The 19,673-nt window shown below is 64.7% G+C and carries 24 protein-coding genes; 17 read left to right on the plus strand and 7 right to left on the minus strand.

The features are described 5' to 3' along the window. Nucleotides 1–79: 79 nt before the first annotated feature. Entirely contained in the window at nucleotides 80–2,845 is a 2,766-nt protein-coding gene (gene acnA / locus ASC89_RS01435; RefSeq protein WP_055994054.1) for an aconitate hydratase AcnA, read from the plus strand. A gap of 318 nt (nucleotides 2,846–3,163) precedes the next feature. Continuing rightward, nucleotides 3,164–3,895, plus strand: a complete 732-nt coding sequence (locus ASC89_RS01440; RefSeq protein WP_055874856.1) for a thioredoxin family protein — start codon at nucleotides 3,164–3,166, stop codon at nucleotides 3,893–3,895. Here ASC89_RS01440 and ASC89_RS01445 read toward each other — a convergent pair whose 3' ends face one another. Beyond that, complete coding sequence (locus ASC89_RS01445; protein WP_156384456.1) at nucleotides 3,896–4,246, minus strand: hypothetical protein; 351 nt, start codon at nucleotides 4,244–4,246, stop codon at nucleotides 3,896–3,898. Between the two features lie 386 nt (nucleotides 4,247–4,632). Between ASC89_RS01445 and ASC89_RS01450 the strand changes: the two genes are divergently transcribed. Then, nucleotides 4,633–5,031, plus strand: a complete 399-nt coding sequence (locus tag ASC89_RS01450) for a DUF2794 domain-containing protein (RefSeq protein WP_082527857.1) — start codon at nucleotides 4,633–4,635, stop codon at nucleotides 5,029–5,031. Further along, on the plus strand, nucleotides 5,028–5,492 hold the full coding sequence (locus ASC89_RS01455; RefSeq protein ID WP_156384457.1) for a GNAT family N-acetyltransferase: 465 nt from the start codon (nucleotides 5,028–5,030) through the stop codon (nucleotides 5,490–5,492). The genes ASC89_RS01450 and ASC89_RS01455 overlap by 4 nt, the downstream gene beginning before the upstream one ends. Before the next feature lie 61 nt (nucleotides 5,493–5,553). Here ASC89_RS01455 and ASC89_RS01460 read toward each other — a convergent pair whose 3' ends face one another. From ASC89_RS01460 to ASC89_RS01470, 3 genes are all read right to left on the minus strand, one after another. Next, nucleotides 5,554–6,033 carry a hypothetical protein gene (locus ASC89_RS01460; RefSeq protein WP_055994056.1) on the minus strand — a complete coding sequence of 160 codons (480 nt, stop codon included), beginning with the start codon at nucleotides 6,031–6,033 and terminating at the stop codon, nucleotides 5,554–5,556. Nucleotides 6,034–6,039: 6 nt separating this feature from the next. Next, entirely contained in the window at nucleotides 6,040–6,537 is a 498-nt protein-coding gene (locus tag ASC89_RS01465; protein ID WP_055994058.1) for a GNAT family N-acetyltransferase, read from the minus strand. A 143-nt stretch (nucleotides 6,538–6,680) separates the two neighbouring features. After that, complete coding sequence (locus ASC89_RS01470) at nucleotides 6,681–7,454, minus strand: Bax inhibitor-1/YccA family protein (protein WP_055994060.1); 774 nt, start codon at nucleotides 7,452–7,454, stop codon at nucleotides 6,681–6,683. Between the two features lie 285 nt (nucleotides 7,455–7,739). Between ASC89_RS01470 and thpR the strand changes: the two genes are divergently transcribed. The 6 genes from thpR to ASC89_RS01500 all read left to right on the plus strand — a co-directional run bounded on the left by thpR (nucleotide 7,740) and on the right by ASC89_RS01500 (nucleotide 12,149). Beyond that, nucleotides 7,740–8,279 carry an RNA 2',3'-cyclic phosphodiesterase gene (thpR, locus tag ASC89_RS01475; RefSeq protein WP_055874840.1) on the plus strand — a complete coding sequence of 180 codons (540 nt, stop codon included), beginning with the start codon at nucleotides 7,740–7,742 and terminating at the stop codon, nucleotides 8,277–8,279. A 198-nt stretch (nucleotides 8,280–8,477) separates the two neighbouring features. Next, a complete protein-coding gene (locus ASC89_RS01480; protein WP_156384458.1) occupies nucleotides 8,478–9,017 on the plus strand; it encodes an invasion associated locus B family protein in 540 nt (179 codons plus the stop codon). 107 nt (nucleotides 9,018–9,124) lie between these two features. Continuing rightward, entirely contained in the window at nucleotides 9,125–9,634 is a 510-nt protein-coding gene (locus ASC89_RS01485) for a hypothetical protein (protein WP_055874834.1), read from the plus strand. A 404-nt stretch (nucleotides 9,635–10,038) separates the two neighbouring features. Then, entirely contained in the window at nucleotides 10,039–11,265 is a 1,227-nt protein-coding gene (gene rlmN, locus ASC89_RS01490; RefSeq protein WP_055875970.1) for a 23S rRNA (adenine(2503)-C(2))-methyltransferase RlmN, read from the plus strand. A 130-nt stretch (nucleotides 11,266–11,395) separates the two neighbouring features. Beyond that, the gene (locus ASC89_RS01495; protein ID WP_055874831.1) at nucleotides 11,396–11,815 is read left to right on the plus strand and encodes a GNAT family N-acetyltransferase; all 420 of its coding nucleotides are present in this window, start codon (nucleotides 11,396–11,398) and stop codon (nucleotides 11,813–11,815) included. A gap of 43 nt (nucleotides 11,816–11,858) precedes the next feature. Further along, nucleotides 11,859–12,149, plus strand: a complete 291-nt coding sequence (locus ASC89_RS01500; RefSeq protein WP_055874828.1) for a hypothetical protein — start codon at nucleotides 11,859–11,861, stop codon at nucleotides 12,147–12,149. Here the strand turns inward: ASC89_RS01500 and ASC89_RS01505 are convergent, their stop codons facing one another. The 3 genes from ASC89_RS01505 to ASC89_RS01515 are packed head-to-tail and all read right to left on the minus strand — an operon-like array spanning nucleotide 12,150 to nucleotide 14,216. Then, nucleotides 12,150–13,001 carry a 23S rRNA (adenine(2030)-N(6))-methyltransferase RlmJ gene (locus ASC89_RS01505; RefSeq protein ID WP_055874824.1) on the minus strand — a complete coding sequence of 284 codons (852 nt, stop codon included), beginning with the start codon at nucleotides 12,999–13,001 and terminating at the stop codon, nucleotides 12,150–12,152. A gap of 9 nt (nucleotides 13,002–13,010) precedes the next feature. Beyond that, nucleotides 13,011–13,568, minus strand: a complete 558-nt coding sequence (locus ASC89_RS01510) for a hypothetical protein (protein ID WP_055874821.1) — start codon at nucleotides 13,566–13,568, stop codon at nucleotides 13,011–13,013. Next, nucleotides 13,569–14,216, minus strand: coding sequence for a LysE family translocator (locus ASC89_RS01515; protein WP_055874818.1), 648 nt, complete (start codon nucleotides 14,214–14,216; stop codon nucleotides 13,569–13,571). A gap of 83 nt (nucleotides 14,217–14,299) precedes the next feature. On the opposite strand from ASC89_RS01515, the gene ASC89_RS01520 reads away from it, so the two are divergent. The 7 genes from ASC89_RS01520 to ASC89_RS01550 all read left to right on the plus strand — a co-directional run bounded on the left by ASC89_RS01520 (nucleotide 14,300) and on the right by ASC89_RS01550 (nucleotide 19,670). Next, nucleotides 14,300–14,872, plus strand: a complete 573-nt coding sequence (locus ASC89_RS01520; protein ID WP_055874815.1) for a demethoxyubiquinone hydroxylase family protein — start codon at nucleotides 14,300–14,302, stop codon at nucleotides 14,870–14,872. 40 nt (nucleotides 14,873–14,912) lie between these two features. Continuing rightward, complete coding sequence (locus ASC89_RS01525) at nucleotides 14,913–15,401, plus strand: N-acetyltransferase (RefSeq protein ID WP_055874813.1); 489 nt, start codon at nucleotides 14,913–14,915, stop codon at nucleotides 15,399–15,401. 385 nt (nucleotides 15,402–15,786) lie between these two features. Continuing rightward, entirely contained in the window at nucleotides 15,787–16,278 is a 492-nt protein-coding gene (locus ASC89_RS01530; RefSeq protein ID WP_055874810.1) for a hypothetical protein, read from the plus strand. Beyond that, nucleotides 16,254–16,724 (plus strand): hypothetical protein, encoded by a 471-nt coding sequence (locus tag ASC89_RS01535; RefSeq protein WP_156384459.1) that lies wholly within the window; start codon nucleotides 16,254–16,256, stop codon nucleotides 16,722–16,724. Before ASC89_RS01530 ends, ASC89_RS01535 begins: the two co-directional genes overlap by 25 nt. Beyond that, complete coding sequence (locus ASC89_RS01540; protein ID WP_055874804.1) at nucleotides 16,712–17,128, plus strand: hypothetical protein; 417 nt, start codon at nucleotides 16,712–16,714, stop codon at nucleotides 17,126–17,128. The genes ASC89_RS01535 and ASC89_RS01540 overlap by 13 nt, the downstream gene beginning before the upstream one ends. Nucleotides 17,129–17,135: 7 nt before the next feature. Further along, nucleotides 17,136–17,456 carry a hypothetical protein gene (locus tag ASC89_RS01545; RefSeq protein WP_156384460.1) on the plus strand — a complete coding sequence of 107 codons (321 nt, stop codon included), beginning with the start codon at nucleotides 17,136–17,138 and terminating at the stop codon, nucleotides 17,454–17,456. A gap of 84 nt (nucleotides 17,457–17,540) precedes the next feature. Beyond that, nucleotides 17,541–19,670 carry an EAL domain-containing protein gene (locus ASC89_RS01550; protein ID WP_055874798.1) on the plus strand — a complete coding sequence of 710 codons (2,130 nt, stop codon included), beginning with the start codon at nucleotides 17,541–17,543 and terminating at the stop codon, nucleotides 19,668–19,670. The last annotated feature ends 3 nt before the right edge of the window (nucleotides 19,671–19,673 follow it).

Below are 19,673 nucleotides of genomic sequence, written 5' to 3' on the forward strand. Positions count from 1 at the left end.
CCCCGGTCTCCCGGGCCTTTACGGTCCGGCGTCAGGACCGGGCGGCGCCTTGCAACACCAGCGCGTGAAGGCGACACCCGTGACCTCGAAATCCCTCGACAGCTTCAAGTCCAGAACCACGATCACCGTCGGGGACAAGACCTACAGCTACTTCTCCATTCCGCTGGCGGAACAGAACGGTCTGAAGGGTGTCTCGCAGCTGCCGCACTCGATGAAGGTGGTGCTGGAGAACCTGCTCCGCTTCGAGGACGGCGTCACCGTCACCCGCGCCGATATCGAGGCCGTCGCCGACTGGCTGCGCACCCGCATCTCCGAGCACGAAATCTCCTATCGCCCGGCCCGCGTGCTGATGCAGGATTTTACCGGCGTCCCCGCCGTGGTCGATCTCGCCGCCATGCGTGACGCCACCGCCAAGCTCGGCGCCGATCCGCAGAAGATCAACCCGCTGGTGCCGGTCGACCTGGTCATCGACCACTCGGTGATGGTCGACTCGTTCGGCACCCCGCTGAGCTTCCTGCAGAACGTCGACCTCGAATACGAGCGCAACGGCGAGCGCTACGAGTTCCTGCGCTGGGGCCAGAAAGCCTTCGACAACTTCCGCGTCGTGCCGCCCGGCACCGGCATCTGCCACCAGGTGAACCTCGAATACCTGGCCCAGACCGTCTGGACCCGCCAGGACGAGACCTCGGGCGAACTCTACGCCTACCCCGATACGCTCGTCGGCACCGACAGCCACACCACCATGGTCAACGGCCTCGCCGTGCTCGGCTGGGGTGTTGGCGGCATCGAGGCAGAGGCCGCCATGCTCGGCCAGCCCATCACCATGCTGATCCCCGAAGTCATCGGCTTCAAGCTGACCGGCAAGATCAACGAGGGCATCACCGCCACCGACCTGGTGCTCACCGTCACCGAGATGCTGCGCAAGAAAGGCGTGGTCGGCAAGTTCGTCGAGTTCTACGGCCCGGGCCTCGATTACCTCAGCCTCGAAGACCAGGCGACCATCGCCAACATGGCCCCCGAATACGGCGCCACCTGCGGCTTCTTCCCGGTCGACTCGGACACCCTGACCTACCTCGAGACCTCCGGCCGCGATGCCGACCGCGTCGCGCTGGTGAAGGCCTATTCCGAGGCCCAGGGCATGTACCGCACCACCGACAGCGCCGATCCGCTGTTCACCGACACGCTGTCGCTCGACCTCACCACTGTCGTTCCTTCGCTCTCCGGCCCGAAGCGCCCGCAGGACCGCGTCTCGCTGGTCGATGCCGCGCCGAAATTCGCCGAAGCGATGAAAGACCTCGCCGGCGGCCGCAAGGAGCGTACCGCTTTGCCCGAGTCGAAGGGCGAGAGCCGCTTCGTCGATGAAGGCGCTACCGGCGTCGACGACATTCCCGAGGAAGCCGCCTTCCCGGTGCGCGGCGAGAAGTTCAGCATCGACGACGGTCACGTGGTGATCGCCGCCATCACCTCGTGCACCAACACCTCGAACCCCAACGTGCTGATCGCCGCGGGCCTCGTCGCCCGCAAGGCGCGCGCCAGGGGCCTGACGTCGAAGCCGTGGGTCAAGACCTCGCTGGCGCCGGGCTCGCAGGTGGTGACCGACTACCTGAACGCCGCCGGCCTCTCGGCCGATCTCGACGCGCTCGGCTTCAACCTTGTCGGCTATGGCTGCACCACCTGTATCGGCAATTCCGGCCCGCTGCCGGAAGCCATCTCGGAATGCATCAACGCCAACGACCTCGTCGCCGCCTCGGTGCTCTCGGGCAACCGCAACTTCGAAGGCCGGGTGAACCCCGACGTGCGCGCCAACTACCTGGCCTCGCCGCCGCTGGTCGTTGCCTATGCCATCGCCGGTTCGATGAACATCAACGTTGCGACCGAGCCGCTCGGCACCGGTTCGGACGGTCAGCCCGTCTATCTCAAGGACATCTGGCCGACCAACCAGGAGATCTCGGACATCGTTCGCACGGTGATCACCCCAAAGATGTTCCTCGGCCGCTACTCCGACGTGTTCAAGGGCGACGAGAACTGGCAGGGTATCGCCGTCGACGGCGGCGAGACCTATCGCTGGAATTCCAGCTCCACCTATGTGCAGAACCCGCCGTATTTCGAGGGTCTGACCATGGAGCCGGCGCCGGTCACCGACATTCACGAGGCCCGCGTCCTGAGCCTCTTCCTCGACTCGATCACCACCGACCACATCTCGCCCGCCGGTTCGTTCAAGGCCGGCACCCCGGCCGGCAAGTACCTGGTCGAGCGCCAGGTGGCGCCCAAGGACTTCAACTCCTACGGCGCCCGTCGCGGCAACCACGAAGTGATGATGCGCGGCACCTTCGCCAATATCCGCATCAAGAACCAGATGGTGCCGGGCGTCGAAGGCGGCTTCACCAAGGGCCCGACCGGCGAAGTCATGGCGATGTATGACGCCGCCATGGCCTACCAGAAGTCGAACACCCCGCTGGTGATCTTCGCCGGCAAGGAATACGGCACCGGTTCGTCGCGTGACTGGGCCGCCAAGGGCACCCGCCTGCTCGGCGTCCGCGCCGTCATCGCCCAGAGCTTTGAGCGCATCCACCGCTCCAACCTCATCGGCATGGGCGTGTTGCCGCTGCAGTTCGCCGAGGGCGAGAGCTGGCAGACGCTGCACCTCGACGGCACCGAGTCCGTCTCGATCGAGGGCCTCACCACCCTGACCCCGCGCTCCACCGTCAAGGTGAAGATCGTCCGCGCCGACGGCCGTATCGAGGAAATCTCGACCCGCTGCCGCATCGATACGGTCAACGAGCTCGAATACTACCAGCACGGCGGCATCCTGCACTACGTGCTCCGCAACCTCGTCGCGGCGTAAGCAGCGGCGACCACGAACGGCGCCCCATCGTCCCCTCTCCCCTCTGGGGAGAGGGTCAGGGTGAGGGGTAGCCAAGCACACCGGCCTATCCGCTGCTACACCCATCCCAGCGCTTGGCGCCCCTCACCCCGCGGATGAGGCCTTCAGCCTCATCCGCCGCCCTCTCCCCAGAGGGGCGAGGGGGCGATTGGGGCGCGGCCGGTGCATCCACACGCTCGATACGTCCAATCCGCAGCTTATCGCCCCCCTTTTCCCTATCACGGCAAGTCGCGCCGATTTGACTCGCGCGGGACAACCCGCCTGCCTACAAACGTCGCCATGCTTTTTCGTTCGATCCTTTGCGGCGTCTCCCTTTCGTTTGCCCTGATCTCCGCAGCCCTCGCCGGGGAGATCAAGCTTGCGCCCAAAGCCGTGCTCGAGCTGTTCACCTCGCAGGGCTGCAAGTCCTGCCCGAAGGCCGATGCCATGCTCGATGAGATGGGCAAGCGCCCCGATGTCGTCGCGCTCGCCTACCACGTCGACTACTGGGACTATATCGGCTGGGAGGACACTTTCGGCACCAAGGAGAACTCCGACCGGCAGCGCGATTACGCCGAGAGCTGGGGTTCCTCACGCATCTTCACCCCGCAGCTGGTGATCAACGGCAAGGGCGGCCTCGTCGGCTCGAAGCGCGACGCGGTCAACACCGCTCTCGGTGGCGCCAGCCTGCCGCTCGACGTCAAGCTCACCGAGGCGTCCGACGACATGCTGCAGGTGTCGGTGCCGCCAAAGGCCGGCGAGGCCGACGCGATGATCTGGCTCATCACCTTCCTCGATCGGGCCGATGTCACCATCGAGCGCGGCGAGAACGAGGGCAAACAGGTGGCCTACACGCAGATCGTCACCGGTCGCCAGGTGCTGGGGATGTGGAAAGCCGATGCCGGAGCCGAACTCACCCTGCCGCTCGCCGAAGTGCTGACCGGCCGCTCCAACGGCGCCGTCATCCTCATCCAGCAGGATCACGCCGGCCTGCCCGGCCCGATCGTCGGCGCCGCCAGCTTCACCCGCTGATCAGCCCTCGACCTCTTCGGGGTCGAGCAGCGGCGTGAACAGCGCCAGGTCTCTTTCTCGGCTGTCGTCAACCAGCGGACGGAAACGCTCGATGCGGTAGGGCACGACCATGCCGGTCATTCCGCCGGGCTCACGGTTGATTTCCATCAGGTGCACACCGAGGAAATCTCCCACCCATGGCAGGCCCGACACATGCCAGACGACTGACTCGATAGTGTAGATCTGCCCGGTAACGGGGAACGTGCCGCCGACCTCTATTGGCGGCTTGCCGGGAAACACCGACGCCATCGGTCGTGAACCGTCGACGCAGACACACTTCACCCCCGGCCGCGCCCAGACGCTGTCGATCACCAGAGCCTCCCTTGCTGTCCGGCAGCGTAGTTGGGGGGCTTTGCAGCTCCGTTTGCACAATCGATCAAATTGCTCGCCGCCATAACAAAACTCCCGCCAGCTTGCGCAGGCGGGAGGAGAATGACTGTGCATGTAAGAGGCGGCCGGCAAACGAGCATCGTGGTTTGGGGGCTCGGTCAGCCCGCTTGCCGGCCACTGGAGGCAATGGAGCTAAGGTGCCGGGTCAATCTGGCGTCAACTGGGAGGGATTGTGACCGAAATAGGGATTTTGCGTTAATCTCTGCGGCGGATGCCTGGGCCCCCGGTCCGTCGTTGCAATGTATCCGACTGGCTTGCCAAGCGTTGCGAATGACGCGATCATGACAACGAGGTGACGAGGCCGATCAATGGTGGATGAACCCGAGCAGTCTGGATCAGGGCTACTCATCGATTTCGCGGCAGCCGCGAGCCCTGGTCCCGCCGATCTTCAGCCGGCCAATCATAACCGCTTCGTGCCTGCGGTCACCTTCGACCGCAAGGAACTCCAGACCATCCTCAACCTCTATGGCCGCAAGGTCGTCGATGGTGAGTGGCGCGACTATGCGATCGACTTCCTGCGCGACCGCGCGCTGTTCTCGATCTACAAGCGCGCCTCCGAGCGCCCGCTCTACGTGGTCGAGAAGAACCCCAGGCTGCGCCTCAAGCAGGGCCAGTACATGGTATTGAGCCAGGATGGCCGCATCCTGAAGCGCGGCCACGACCTCACGACCGTACTCCGCGTCCTGGAGCTCGCGCTGGTCAAATGATCACCATCCGCCCGGCCGTGCCGGCGGACGCCGCGGCGATGAGCGCCGTGCTCACCGCCTCGATCCGCGACCTCTGCACTGCCGACCACCGCGACGATGCCGAAATCCTCGCCGGGTGGCTCCGCAACAAGACGCCCGAGATGGTGCTGAAAATGCTCGAACGCCCCGGCGCCCGGTTCCTTGTCGCAGAGCGCGATGGCGAGATCGCCGCGGTCGGCTGCTTAACCGGCCCTGATGAGATCGGCCTCAACTACGTCGCCCCGGCCCACCGCTTCCGCGGCGTCAGCAAGGCCCTGCTCGCCGCTCTCGAGGAGCACATCCGCCAATCCGGCGCCAACGTCGCGAGGCTCACCAGCACAGGCACCGCCCACCGCTTCTACCTCGCCAATGGCTGGCAGGATGCCGCCCCGGCGGAAGCCGACCGCGGCATGCTGTGCTACCCGATGGAGAAGCGGCTCTAACCCAGCCGTTATCCGACTAGCCCCGAGCTTCCCCCACCGTGGGTGGGCGGGTGTGGTGCCCTCAAAAAGACCCAGCGGCCCGCGCGGCTACGTCGTAAGAGGCGCTGCCGTAGCGCAAAACATGCAGGTAGCGGCTCAGGCTGCGCAGATGCCCCATCCAGTGGAAGGCGAGCAAATGCAAATGGTAGAGCGCGTCATCCGCCCCCAGCTCGTCGCGGATCCAAAGCAGGTCCTGCATCTGGCCGGCAATATCGACCAGATCGTCGATGCCATCGCCGACCAGTTCGGTGAAGTCGAAATCCATGGGATCTGCGTCGACGTACAGCCCAAGCGAAAATCTCGCAGCGATCGGTTCTCTCAGCTCTTGCGAGGGTCGTTCCGTAGCGTTGTCGGTGAACTCACCCGCCGGCGCGTCTGCGTATGCGACGGCCAGCCGATCCAGCACTTCGGCCAGGTCCTTGAGCGTCGGCGAGGGCTGCTCGAGGATCACCCACAGCACGTCGCGCGCACACTGGAAGATCCGTTCCTCGCCGGTCGTCACGAAGCCTCACAGCGCCTTCTGCAGGTGCACGATATCCAGCCAGCGGTCGAACTTGTAGCCCACCGCCTCGTAGCGCCCGACATGACGGAAGCCGGCTTTCTCGTGCAGGCGCACCGAATTGGCGCGCTCGGCGGTGATCACCGCGATCATCTGCTTGAACCCGGCGGCCCGGCTCTGCGCCATTAGCTCATCCAGCAGCCGCCCACCGATCCCCTGCCCGACCGCATCCTGCCGCAGGTAGATCGAATCCTCGCAGGTGAAGCGGTAAGCCGCCCGCGGCCGGTAGAACGAGGCATAGGCATAGCCCAGCACCTCGCCGGCCCGCTCGGCGACGATCAGCGGGTGACCCAGCGCCTTGAGCTTGCCGAAGCGCTCGGCCATATCGGTCTCTGAGGGCACCTCGGTCTCGAAGGTGATCACTGTCTCCTCGACATAGGGCCGGTAGATGGCGGTGATCTCAGGTACGTCGGACCACGCAAAGGGGCGGAAAACCACGTCGGACATCAGAAGCTCGCTACAAACGAAAGGGCCGCGATCTCTAGTAGATCGCGGCCCCTCAAACTTCCAATCAGACTTGCTGATTCCTTCTATCAGTCACGCTTTCGAACCAGAAAAGTCTCACAACTTTTCCCGAAAGCGCTCGGCGATTACTCCCGGTTACCGAACAGGCGCAGCAGCATCAGGAACAGGTTGATGAAGTCGAGGTAGAGGCTAAGCGCGCCCATCACCGCGGTCTTCTGCAGCACCTCGGCGCCCATACCCTGGTCGTAGCTTTCCTTGACCTTCTGCGTGTCGTAGGCGGTGAGGCCCACGAAGATCAGCACACCGATCGCCGAGATGGCGAAGTCGAGCATGCTGGATGCCAGGAAGATGTTGACGATCGAGGCGATGATCAGGCCGATCAGGCCCATGATCAGGAAGTTGCCGATACCCGTCAGGTCACGCTTGGTGGTGTAGCCGTAAAGGCTCATCGCACCGAACGTGGCTGCCGAGATGAAGAACACCTTGGCGATCGAGGCGTCGGTATAGACCATGAAGATCGACGAGAGGCTGAGGCCCATGACGGCCGCAAACACCCAGAACAGCAGCTGCGCGGTGGCGCCGGAGAGCCGGTTGATGCCGAAGCTCAGCACCAGGACGAAGGCCAGCGGCGCAAACATGATGACCCACTGCAGCGGCGAGTCATAGATCAGGGCGCCCCACTGGGTGACCAGCGTGCCATTGGCCAGCTGACCCACCGCCTGCGAGGCGTCGGTCGTTGTGGACCATGCATTGGCGAAGTAGGCGACGACACCCGTCACCACCAGGCCAATGCCCATGTAGTTGTAGACCTTCAGCATATAGCTGCGCAGGCCCTCATCGATGGCCGCGGCGGTTCCGGCCCGCTGAGCGGCGATAGTCGGACGGTCGAATTCAGCCATGACGAATAAATCCCTTTCCTGGCGACGTGACGGGCGCTCCTCCGAGCCTCTGCCGTCGATCACACAATATGAGGGCACACCTCGGACAATACAAGACTTCGGGATCTCACCTTAACGTTCCCTAATGTCGCAGTTCTTCAACGGTTTATCCAAAGCTCTTCGCCTCACGAGGCAGGCGCAGCGGCGATGCGCGTCCGCCGTCTTGCAGCAGCCATCCGGCGTCGCTACGTTTCAGACGGAGATGAGCGCGAATCACGTAGCTCACCGCGGCAAAGGGAGGGTCGGATGCCCAGGCTCTTTACCGGAATCGAGGTCCCGCCAGAGGTGGGGCTCGCCCTCTCGCTCAAGCGGGGCGGCCTGTTCGGTGCCCGCTGGATCGACACCGAGAATTATCACATTACCTTGCGCTTCATCGGCGACGTCGATCACCATGTGGCGAGCGAAGTCACCGACATGCTGGACCGGCTGGCCGACAGCGAGGCCTTCACCATCAAGCTCGATCACCTCGGCTCGTTCGGCGGCAACACCCCGCGCGCCCTGTTCGCCGGTTGCTCATCCAATGCCGCGCTGCTGCGCCTGCAGGCAGCGCAGGAGCGCGTGCTGCAGCGTTGCGGCCTCGCCCCGGAAGGCCGGAAATTCGTGCCGCACGTGGCGCTGGCGCGGCTGCGCGGCGTCTCCGCCGAAGAGGTGGCGCGCTTTATCGCCTTCTCCGGCCGGTTCGAGCCGCTCGAGTTCAAGGTCGGCCGCTTCGTCTTGTTCTCGTCGCGCGATTCCGTGGGCGGCGGCCCCTACCTGGTGGAACAGAGCTATCCGCTGGCAGCCTGACGCACGGGTCGGCGTTAACGCTTCCTTCACCATGCGGGCCCAAACAGGATTTTCGGCGATTTGGCACGTCAAATTGCCGACACGATTGCCGCTAAGGTCGCCACTAAGTCAAAATGCGCGGCCGGTTTGAGACCTTGGTAACCATGCCGTGGCACCATGCTCGGGTGCTGGTTGCGCAACTTCAAGGATGTTAGGGCGATGACATCATCTCGTTTGGCACTGGCTGCTCTGGTTGCCGGAAGTGTCTTTGTCGCACTGGCGGCTGCGCCTGCCGGCGCACAGGAAATCAAACAGCTGGGCACCTTCAAGGCGTGGACCGCCTGGACCGGCGCCGATGCCAATGGCGCCATGTGCTACATCTCGGCCCAGCCGGATGACTGGAGCCCCAAGGAAGTGAACGGCAGCCCGGTGCGGCGCAGCCCGATCCACTTCCTGGTGATCAACCGCAAGGGCCTCGGCACCAAGAACGAAGTGCAGACGCAGGTCGGTTACCCGTTCCACCCCAGCAATGCCAACGTCACCGCCACCGTCGACGGCAAGACCTTCCCGATGGTCACCGAGGGTGAGGCTGCCTGGCTCGCCGTCGAGGCCGACGAGGCGACCTTCGTCGAAGCGCTGAAGGCGGGCACCAAGCTCACCGTCAACGGCACCTCGCAGAAGGGCAACAAGATGTCGGACAGCTACAGCCTGTCGGGCGTCACCGCCGCCCTCGGCGAGATCAGCAAGGCCTGTACCTGATACCAGGCTCGACACGAGGGCGCGAACTTACCGCCCTTCCGAACGTTCGGCGATTGATGCCATCAGGCTTTGCCTGCTACCAACCGCCGAACCTCTGAGGCCCGCCTATGAAATTCCGCGCTCTTGCTGTCATCGCCACGGTGCTAGTCCCCACCTTGTCGGGCGCGGCCATGGCGCAGTCGGTGAAGCTGCTCGGCGAGTTTCGCGATTGGACCGCCTACACCGCCACCGAGTCGACCGGCCCGGTCTGTTTCGCGCTGAGTAAGCCCACCGAGGTCTCGCCCAGCCCCGACGAATTCACCGAAGCCTGGCTCTACCTGACCAACCGCCCGTCCGAGAGCGTGCGCAACGAGCTGAACCTCGTCGCCGGCTTCATCTTTGCGCCCGACACCCCGGCGACCGCCACGGTCAGCGGCCAGACCTTCGAGCTGTTCACCGACAAGGACGCCGCCTGGCTGCTGGATCCCAACCAGAACGACAACCTGGCGGGCGCCCTGCGCGCCGGCTCCTCGGTGGTCATCGAGGGCACCAGCGACAAGGGCATCCGCATCGTCGAGACCTTCTCGCTCTCAGGCGCCACCGCCGCCAGCCGCGCCATCGAAGGCTGCACCGGCTGATCCAGGACCGCGTCGGGGTTGGGCTCATTGCGGGCATGATCTAGTACCCCCACAGGTCGTCATCCCGGCGAAGGCCGGGACCCACTGCTTGGAGGGTTGGTGGTCCACGACCCTGTCCGGTCCATCACAGCAAGCTCCGCGAGATATGAACGGGTGGCACGGCCAAAGCACTGGGTCCCGACTTTCGTCGGGATGACGGCCGGTGTGGAAGGCAAGAAAGTACCGCCCACCACGCCGCCGCCCACCCCACGCAAGCCAGCCTCCCGCCCCCGTGTTTTGCGCAAACTCTGCGACTATGTTACAGGCCGCGCCCTAAGGAGCGTGGTCAGGAAAAAGTTGTGAGACTTTTCGGGTTCGACCGCGCGACCACCAAACATGCGCACGCTGAGAGAGCCGCCCGCACCATGAGTATTGCCCTCGACCTCGATCATCACGCCCATGCCGAGCGCCCGAAATCCGGGCGGACGTCGCTGGTCGGCCTGATGAAGCCCGAGCTGCGCGATACCTTGATGGGCATCGGCCTCGACGAGCGCGAAGCGAAAATGCGCGCCAGCCAACTGTGGAACTGGATCTACCACAACGGCGTCACCGACTTCGACCGGATGACCAACATCCAGAAGGGGTTCCGGCAGAAGCTCGCCGACACCTTCCTGCTCGACCGCCCCGAGATCGTCACCGAACAGATCTCGATCGATGGCACCCGCAAGTGGCTGTTCCGCTTCCGCGATCCCAAGAACCCGCTGCTGCCGCCCGTCGAGGTCGAGACCGTCTACATCCCCGAGGAAGATCGCGGGACACTGTGCGTCTCTTCCCAGGTGGGCTGCACCCTCACTTGCTCGTTCTGCCACACCGGCACGCAGAAGCTGGTGCGCAACCTCACCGCCGGCGAGATCCTCGGCCAGATCCTGATGGCGCGTGAGCGGCTGGGCGATTTCCCCGGCGGCGTGCGCCCCAATGACGGCGGCCTGGTGCCGGCGCCGCGCGGCTCGGGTGGTTCGGAAGGCGACAGCCGCGCCATCACCAATGTGGTGATGATGGGCATGGGCGAGCCGCTCTACAATTACGACAACGTCAAGCAGGCGCTGCTGATCGCTTCCGACGAAGCCGGCATTTCGCTGTCGAAGCGCCGCATCACCCTCTCGACCTCGGGCGTCGTGCCGTTCATCGAGCCGACCGGCCGCGAGATCGGCGTCATGCTGGCGATCTCGCTGCACGCGGTGCGCGACGAACTGCGCGACATGCTGGTGCCGATCAACAAGAAGTATCCGCTGAAAGAGCTGATCCAGGCCTGCCGCGACTACCCCGGCCTTTCCAATGCTCGCCGCATCACCTTCGAATATGTGATGCTCAAGGACATCAACGATTCCGACGCCGATGCGCGCGAGTTGGTGCGGCTGCTCGCCGGCATTCCGGCCAAGATCAACCTGATCCCGTTCAACCCGTGGCCCGGCACCAACTACGATTGCTCGAGCTCGTCGCGCATCGAGCGCTTCGCCGACATCGTCAACAATGCCGGCTATGCCAGCCCCGTCCGCACCCCGCGCGGCCGCGATATCTTCGCCGCCTGCGGGCAGCTGAAGAGCGAAACCGAGCGGCTGACCAAGAAAGAGCGCGACGCGCTCACGGCTTGACGGCTTGGCGGGGTGCCAAACCCCGTCTAGGATCGGTCTGCCGCGGACAATACGCGGCAATCCCGGCGCGGTGCCCCATGGCACGTCTGATCCGATCCCCAATCGGTGACGCCTCCCAGGAGTCCAGCCGATGGCTATCCAATTGAAGCGCATGCAACCCGGCGACGAGCTCGATTTTGCCGAGATCGCGCCGGACGTGTTCGACGAACCCATCCATCCCGAGCGGCTCGAAGCCTACCTGCTCGAGCCCGGCCACCTGATGCTGCTCGCCCTCGACAATGGCGTGGTGGTCGGCCAGTGCGCCGCGGTCATCCACCGCCACCCCGACAAGCTCACCGAGCTCTATATCGACGAGGTCGGCACTGCCTCGACCCATCTGCGCCAGGGCATTGCCACCCGGATGGTCGAAGCGATGTTCGCCTGGGGCCGCGAGCTCGGCTGCCGCGAAGCCTGGCTCGGCACCGAGCTCGACAACCTCGAGGCCAACGGGCTCTACATCAAGGTCGGCGGCAAGGGTGAGAAGATGATCTATTATGAGTTCGAGCTCTGAGAGCTGCACCTTTTCCTGAGGCGCTCCAGCTGAGGAGAACGCGATGTACCTTCTGCGTATCGAGCATTCGGTTCCCGACTACGAGGCGTGGCGCCGTAACGGCTTCGACAGCGACCCGCTTGGCCGCCGCCAGATGGGCGTGGTGCGGCACCGGGTCGGCCGGCGGGCGGACGACCCCAACCACGTGATGATCGATCTCGAGTTCGCAACGGAAGAGGCGGCCCAGCGGATGGCGGCGGCGCTCAAACAGATGTGGGTCGGCGCACAGGCGCGCGGCCTGATCAATGCGCCGCAGCTGACGAGCTTCGAGCTGGTCGACAGCGTCGACTACTGATCAGTCCTCGCCGCGCAGCCATTCGAGCTTGTGCCGGCCCTGGCCAGGGTCGCCGAGCAGTTGCGCCAGCGCCGGCAGCAGGATGCGCAACTCGCCCTCGAGCGTGAAGGGCGGGTTGACGAGGATCATCCCCGAGCCATGCAGCCGCGGCGGGTTGGAGGCCGGGCGGATGCTGAGTTCGGCCCTCAGCATCCTCTGGATGCCGGTATCGCGCAGCGCCGAGATGAAATCGTGCACGGCGCGGGTATCCTTCAGCGGATACCACAGCGCGTAAACGCCGGTGGCGAACTTGCCATGCGCCTTGACCAGCCCATCGACCAGCCGCTCGAACTCGCCCCGCTCCTCGAACGGCGGATCGACCAGCACCAGGCCGCGCTTCTCCTTGGGCGGCACATGGGCATTGAGCGACAGCCAGCCATCGAGGTGGATCACCCGCACCTGCACGTCGCCCTCGAACAGCTTGCCGAGCCGCTCGGCATATTCGGGGTGCAGCTCCAGCGCCGACAGCCGGTCCTGCGGCCGGAACAGTTTTCGAACCAGCAAAGGCGAACCCGGATAGGTCTCGAGCTTATCGTTGGGGTTCAGCTCGGCGATCACCTTGAGATAGGGCTCGGCCAACACCTGCGCCTTCTGCGGCAGGCCGCCCTGCAGCAGCTTGCCGATGCCATCAGCCCATTCCGGCGAGCGCTTGGCGATCGCGCCGGTCAGGTCGTATCTGCCGATCCCGGCATGCGTATCGATCACCCGGAACGCCGCGTCCTTCTTTTTCAGGTACTCGACCAGCCGGGTGACGATGAGATGTTTCATCACATCGGCAAAATTTCCGGCATGGAAGGCGTGGGAATAGTTCATTGGACCGTCTCAGCGCTGGATGCGCAGCTTCAGGATGGAATAGCCGGGACAGTCGAGGAAAGCGATGTCCGGCGATGGATCATCGAAGAAGCCGGAATGCATGCCCCGCACCTGCGGATAGGCTGACAAGCGTTCAGTATAGGTCATGCTGTGCGCGGTGCGGAGCCTGTCGGCCATCTCTTGCCCGGTCCCCGAACCGCTCGCGTATAGAAGAGCATCCAGCGTCGGGTTTGTGAACGGCAAGTCGCGATGGACGTAGACCTCGCTATGGACGGGTTCGCACATAGATGCCACGGCGCCCTGTACCGGCATCTCAACACCATCGGCGACCTTGCCGTGCGCGCAGCTGAAATACTCTGCGATGTTGTCGTCATAGCGCCGACCAGGGACGGGGATGCAGCTTGCCCGTATGCCGTCGACAGGACCATAGGCTGCGGTGAGGATCGCTTCGGGCGCCATACCATCATAAATGACAGCGTTCATGGTGACACCGCCCAATAGCCAGTCCAACCCCAGAACGATCAGCAACAGCGCTCCGGCACCGACCCCGAGCGCGATCTTGCTCATTCAATGCCGCGCCTGGGCGGTGAGGATGGTCGCGGCGAAGGCGGTGAAGATCGCGGCAAAGCTCCAGTTGAGCGCCCGCTCGACCCATTTGCTGCGCTTGAAGGCGTCGGCCAGCTTTTCGGCGGCAAACACGATCAGGAAACCCAGCGGGATCGACAGCACCACGAACTGCGCCCCGAGGAACAACAGCTTCCCTGCGGCGGCCGGGTCATGCGCCTCGACGAATTGCGGCAGGAAGGTCACGAAGAACAGCACCACCTTGGGGTTGAGCAGGTTGATGCCGAGCCCGGTGGCAAAGCTCTGCCACAGCGTCGGGACTTTCTTCGCCGCTTCGGTGAGCCGCAACCCACCGCCATGCGCGATCGCCTGCCAGGCCAGCCAGATCAGGTAGACGGCGCCGGCGATCTTCAGCGCCATGAACAGCGGCGGCGCCGCGAGGATCAGCACCGAAATGCCGAAGGCCACCAGCGTCGTATGCACCATGATGCCGGTCATCGCCCCGAACATCGCGGCCAGCCCATGCGCCCGGCCATAGTTGATGGCGCGGCTCATCTGCAGCGCCATGTCGGGCCCAGGCGTGATCATCAGCACGAAGGTGGCGACGGCAAAGCCGAGCAGCACCGGCAGGTCGGGGACGAAACTTGGCATGGCGCTTTCCAACGAGGTTGGCTGTTGCCTATCATCTCCCGAGGTTGCGGCCAACGGGGGCGGCAAAGGAGACGGACTTCGGCATGGCGTTTTGGGAACCGCGATCGGCTGCGCTGACCGTCAGGCGCATCCTGAAGGTCAATCATGCCGGCGAGTTCGGCGCCATCCGCATCTACGATGCTCAGCTCGCCCTGGCCCGGCAGCTCTATCCCGACATCGTGCCGGCGCTGACCGAAATGCGGGATGACGAGATCGAACACTGCCGGCTGTTCCTCGAGGCCATGCCGGCGCGCGGGGCAAGGCCCTCCCGGGTCATGGCGTTCTGGAGTCTTGGCGGCTACGTCCTCGGCTTCGTCACTGCCCTCATGGGACGCAACATGATCTGGGTCTGCACCGAAGCCGTCGAGGCGACCGTGCATCGGCACCTCGAAGACCAGATCGCCTTTCTGCGCGGCCGCGACCGGCCGCTGCACCACCAGATCGGCTCGATCCAGGCGCAGGAGCTGGCGCATCTGCAGCACGCGGTCGACCACCAGCCGCGGCGCGGTCTGGTGCGCGCCGTGACCCTGCCGCTCATCGGCCTCGCTACGGAATCGCTGATCTGGCTCTCCACCTGGGGCGACTCCACCAGCATGCGCAGCGAGATCGCCAGCTAGCCCGCTTGCCAGCCGCAGCGTCGGCGCGCCACAACGAGGCATGTCCACGTCGCTGATTTTCCCGATCGCCGCCGATGCCCTGCCGCGGGTCGCGGCGCTCGCTTATCGCATCTGGCCCGAGGCCTTTGCCGGCATCCTGCCGGCCGACCGCATCCCCGGCATGCTCGCCGAGATCTATGCGCTCGAGACGCTCGAGGCCGATATCGCCGAGCGCGGCCACCAGTACTGGCTCGTCACCCATGACGGCCGCGACGTCGGTTTCGCCTCGGCCTATCGCGCCGATGGCCTGGTCTGGATCAAGAAGCTCTATTTGCTCGCCGAAACCCGCGGGCTGGGGCTCGGCAAGGCGCTGATCGCTACCGCCCGCGCGCATTTCGGTGCCGAATTGCCCGTCGCGCTTTACGTCAACGACGGCAACGCCGCCGCCATCGCCTTCTACCGCGCACAGGGCTTTGCGGTCGAACAGCACGTGCCGGTGCAGATGGGGCCGTATCAGTTCAGCGACTACCTGATGGTGAAGCGGGCCTGAGCCGCTGAGCCGCAGACCCGGTGCGAGCTGACCCCCGCCCCTGTCCCCTCCCCCTAAACATGGGGAGGGAGACCAAAACGCTGGCTTTCCTGTGAGCGTCTCCCGCCCCCTTCTTAGGGGGAGGGATCGAGGGTGGGGGTCAGCCCGCGCCGGCGCCTGAGTGTTACCCCAACGGCAGTTCGCCTCCAGGCGTCCGGCCTCTCACCCGCCACGTATGCGCATGCGCGTTTGTGCGCGGTATCGGCACAAGCATTCCTTCGCCTTGCGCGCGTCGCGACTGTACTGATTTGCGCACTAACGCCTAATCAGTTCGGAATTTAGTACTCGTTAACCATAAGATACTGACACTGATCCGCATGTACCAATGCGTATCAGGAGTATTTCCATGCGTGTACTTGTGTTGAGCGTCCTGGCGATCCTGCCCTTCGCCGTACCGGCCGTCGCTGAGGACGTGTTCTTCGATGGCGACGTGCTCACCAGTTGCTCGATCGAGGGGCACACCAATGGCGCCCTTGGCATCGATCTCACCAGCGGCGGCACCATCCTGACCTCGTCGACGCCCTACGGCACCGCCGGTACGGTCACCATTCGCGCCACCGGCAGCAATTTCATCAATGTCAGCGCGCCAACCCGGACCGCCCAGGCTGGCGGCTACAATGCGGCAAGCGAGGTGCTTCAGGTCTCCTACCAGGGCGTCGGCACGCTCAGCGGCGTCACCCAGGCCTTCACCAATGTCGGCACCAGCAAGCCCGCCACGACACTGCTGGCGGCCATCCTCAACGTCAACAACCGGATCACCAACACCGCCAACGGCTTCCCGCTCGGGACTTACCAAACCAAGACCACCGTCACATGCACGCCCACGGCAGAGTTCTGAGGCTGCTCGCATCGCTTGCGGCGGCGCTGGCGCCATTGCCGGCGCTGGCCTGCACCTTGTCGATCACCAATAACGGCGCGCTCGGCATGGCCGTCGGCAACAATACGCAACTGGGCTCGCAACTGGGCACCGGCAGCGCCGCGACGCTCACGACGATTCTGCCGCTGCTCAGCGGCGTCACCATCGATATCGGCGCCCCGACTTTGGTGCAGCAGCCCGCCGGCTATAGCTTCGGCACCAGCACGCCCGAAGTTGCCTACACCGCTGGCGTGCTCAATCTGGTCCCGATTAAGACCCAGCCGTACACCGCCAGTGCCAGCAGCTTCCCCACCGGCCTGCTCGGCATCGTCACCGTCACCATCGTGATGCAGAACCGCGTCACCAACACCGCCGGTTTTCCGGCCGGCCACTACCGCACGAGGACCGTCGTCACATGTCATCCCTGAAGGTCGCCCACCTCGTCCCGCTGCTCGCCCTGCTGCTCGGGCTGGGGCTCGCGGCTCCGGCCGCCGCGCAATCGCTCAGCCCGCTGGAAAAGACCGGCGTCACCCCATCCGACCGCAAGGCCTTCCGGCTGGTGGTCGGCAATCCCTACAAACAGAAGATGACCTTCGACGTCATTCCGATGCAACCCGACTACCAGACCCCGGCCACTGGCGCGAAGGTCAACTACCCCAGGATCACCATGGGCCCGGGCATCTCGCGCCAGATCATCTTCACCTTCGATATCGACCCCAAAGTAAAGGAGAGGAAGATTGCTCTCTGCATCCAGCCTGCCTCGCTCGATGGCCCGATTCTGCCGCGTGTGTGCGGTCTCTATGTTGGCCGTATGGCCGGCCGCGGCAGCTGACGGGCTGATGCTGCCGCCCCCGCCTGTCGGTCCCGGCGGCGAGGACTCGATCACCACCGCCGAAGGGGTGCGCTGCAGCCAGTCGATCAACTCCTCGGGCGGCTATCTCGACCTCGGCGTGGCCGGTGGCGACCTCTCCAGCGCCTACGACAACGATTCCAACTACGGCATCGATAACGGTGACACGCGCCAGAGCGCCGTCGCCTATGCCCGCGTCATCATTCCGCTCGGCGAGGCGCCGACCCGGCTCAACTGCGCCAGGCTCTACGAACTCGAGATCCAGAAGCTGAAGGCCGAGATCGAGATGCTGAAGGTCGGGCTCGAATAGCTGCGGTCGGGCTTAAAACCATCTTAACTGCCCTTCGCTAGCGTTCCGCGCTGGATTGTGGGGATTTGAGGGGCCTGATCAGAAGTGAAGGCGCTAGCTGCCGATTCCGATCGTAAGGCCGCCGACGCGTTGCTGCTCGACGCGGCGCTGCAGTCGGTCCCCTACGGCTTCTGCGTCTGGTCGGCGCAGTTCAAGCTGGTGATGTTCAACCAGCATTATCTCGACATTTACGGCTTCTCGGCCCGCCGCGTCCGCAAGGGCATGACGCTCGAAGCGGTGGTGAAGCTGTCGTCCGAGATGGGCAACCACCCGGACCAGTCGCCCGAAGAGTTCCTCAGGACCTACAAAGCCGAACTCCTCGCCAATCGCGGCGGCGCCCGCTCCAAGGTGCGCGAACGCGTTGCCGGCGATCGCTGGCTGGAGACGGCGCATGCCTATTCTCCCGGCCTCGGCTGGGTCGTCACCCACGAGGATGTCACCGAGGAGATCGCCTCCTCCGAGATCATCCAGAAGCGCAAGCGCGAACTCGAGCGCCAGAACATCCGGCTCGACGCAGCGGTCAACAACATCAGCCAGGGCCTCTGCATGTACGACCCCAAGGGTCGCCTGGTGATCTGCAACCAGCCCTACCAGCGCATCTACAACCTGCCCGAGCACCTGTTGAAGCCAGGCACGCAGCTCGACGACATTCTCGGCCACCTGTTCGACGAGGGCATGCAGGCCGGCGCCAACCGCGAGGACTATATCCGCTGGCGCCGCGAGGTGATCTCGCGCGGCGAGTACGGCAAGAACATCCACGAGCTCAACGGCCGCACCATCATGATGCAGCACCATCCGATGAAGGATGGCGGCTGGGTCACTACGCACGAGGACATCACTGAGCAGCGCCAGCAGGAAGAGCGGATCCGCCATCTTGCCCGCCACGACGCGCTGACCCAGTTGCCCAACCGCGTACAGTTCCTCGAGGAAATGGCAGCGGCCGAGCCGGGCCTCGCCCGCGGCGAGCATATCGCGGTGCTCTGCATCGACCTCGACCACTTCAAGGCAGTCAACGATACGCTCGGCCACTCGCTCGGCGACAAGCTGCTGCAGCAGGTTTCGGCACGCCTGTGGGGCGCCACGCGCGAGAACGACCTGCTCGCTCGCCTCGGCGGCGACGAGTTCGCGCTCCTCTTGCGCGGCGTCGACAATCCAGCGGAAGCCGCCGCGATCGCCGAGCGCATCGTCAAGGCGATGGCCAACCCGTTCACCATCGATGGCCACCAGCTGGTGATCGGCACCTCGGTCGGCATCGCCATGGCGCCGCAGGATGGCGAAACTTCCGAAATCCTGATGAAGAACGCCGACCTGGCGCTCTACAAGGCCAAGAACGAAGGGCGCTCGACCTACCACTTCTTCGAATCCGGCATGGATGCGGCGATCCAGAAGCGCCGCACCATCGAAGCCGGTCTCCGCCTGGCGCTCGCCAAGGGCGAGTTGCGCCTGGTGTTCCAGCCGCTGGTCGGGCTGAAAGAGAACCGCATCACCTGCCTCGAGGCGCTGCTGCGCTGGGATACGGCCGATCGCGGTACCATCTCGCCCACCGAGTTCATCCCTATCGCCGAGGAAACCGGACTCATCGTCCAGATCGGCGAGTGGGTGCTGCGGGAGGCCTGCCGCACCGCTGCGACCTGGCCGCTGGGGGTCCGCGTCGCGGTCAACCTCTCGCCGGTGCAGTTCAAGAACAAGCGGCTCTACGAGACGGTCGAGGCGGCTTTGCGCGACACCGGCCTGCCGCCGACCCGGCTCGAGCTCGAGATCACCGAGTCGCTGCTGCTCTCGGACAACGAGCCCACCCTCAAGACGCTGCACAAGCTCAGGGCACTGGGCGTCCGCATCTCGATGGATGATTTCGGCACCGGCTATTCCTCGCTGAGCTACCTGCGCAGCTTCCCCTTCGACAAGATCAAGATCGACCGCTCATTCATGCGCGACCTGAAGTCGAAGGGTGACAGCCTCGCCATCATCAAGGCGGTGATCGGGCTCGGCCAGTCGCTGGGCATGTCGACCACGGCCGAAGGCATCGAGACCGAGGAACAGCTCGCCGCCGTGCGCGACCAGGGCTGCAACGAAGTGCAGGGCTTCCTGTTCTCGCCGCCGATCGGCGCCCAGGCCGTCGCCGAAATGCTGGCCGAGGAAAGCCAGCAGCGGCCCAAGCTCCGCCGCGTCTCCTGACGC

Source organism: Devosia sp. Root413D1 (assembly GCF_001425235.1).
In the GTDB taxonomy this organism is placed as follows: Bacteria; Pseudomonadota; Alphaproteobacteria; order Rhizobiales; family Devosiaceae; genus Devosia_A.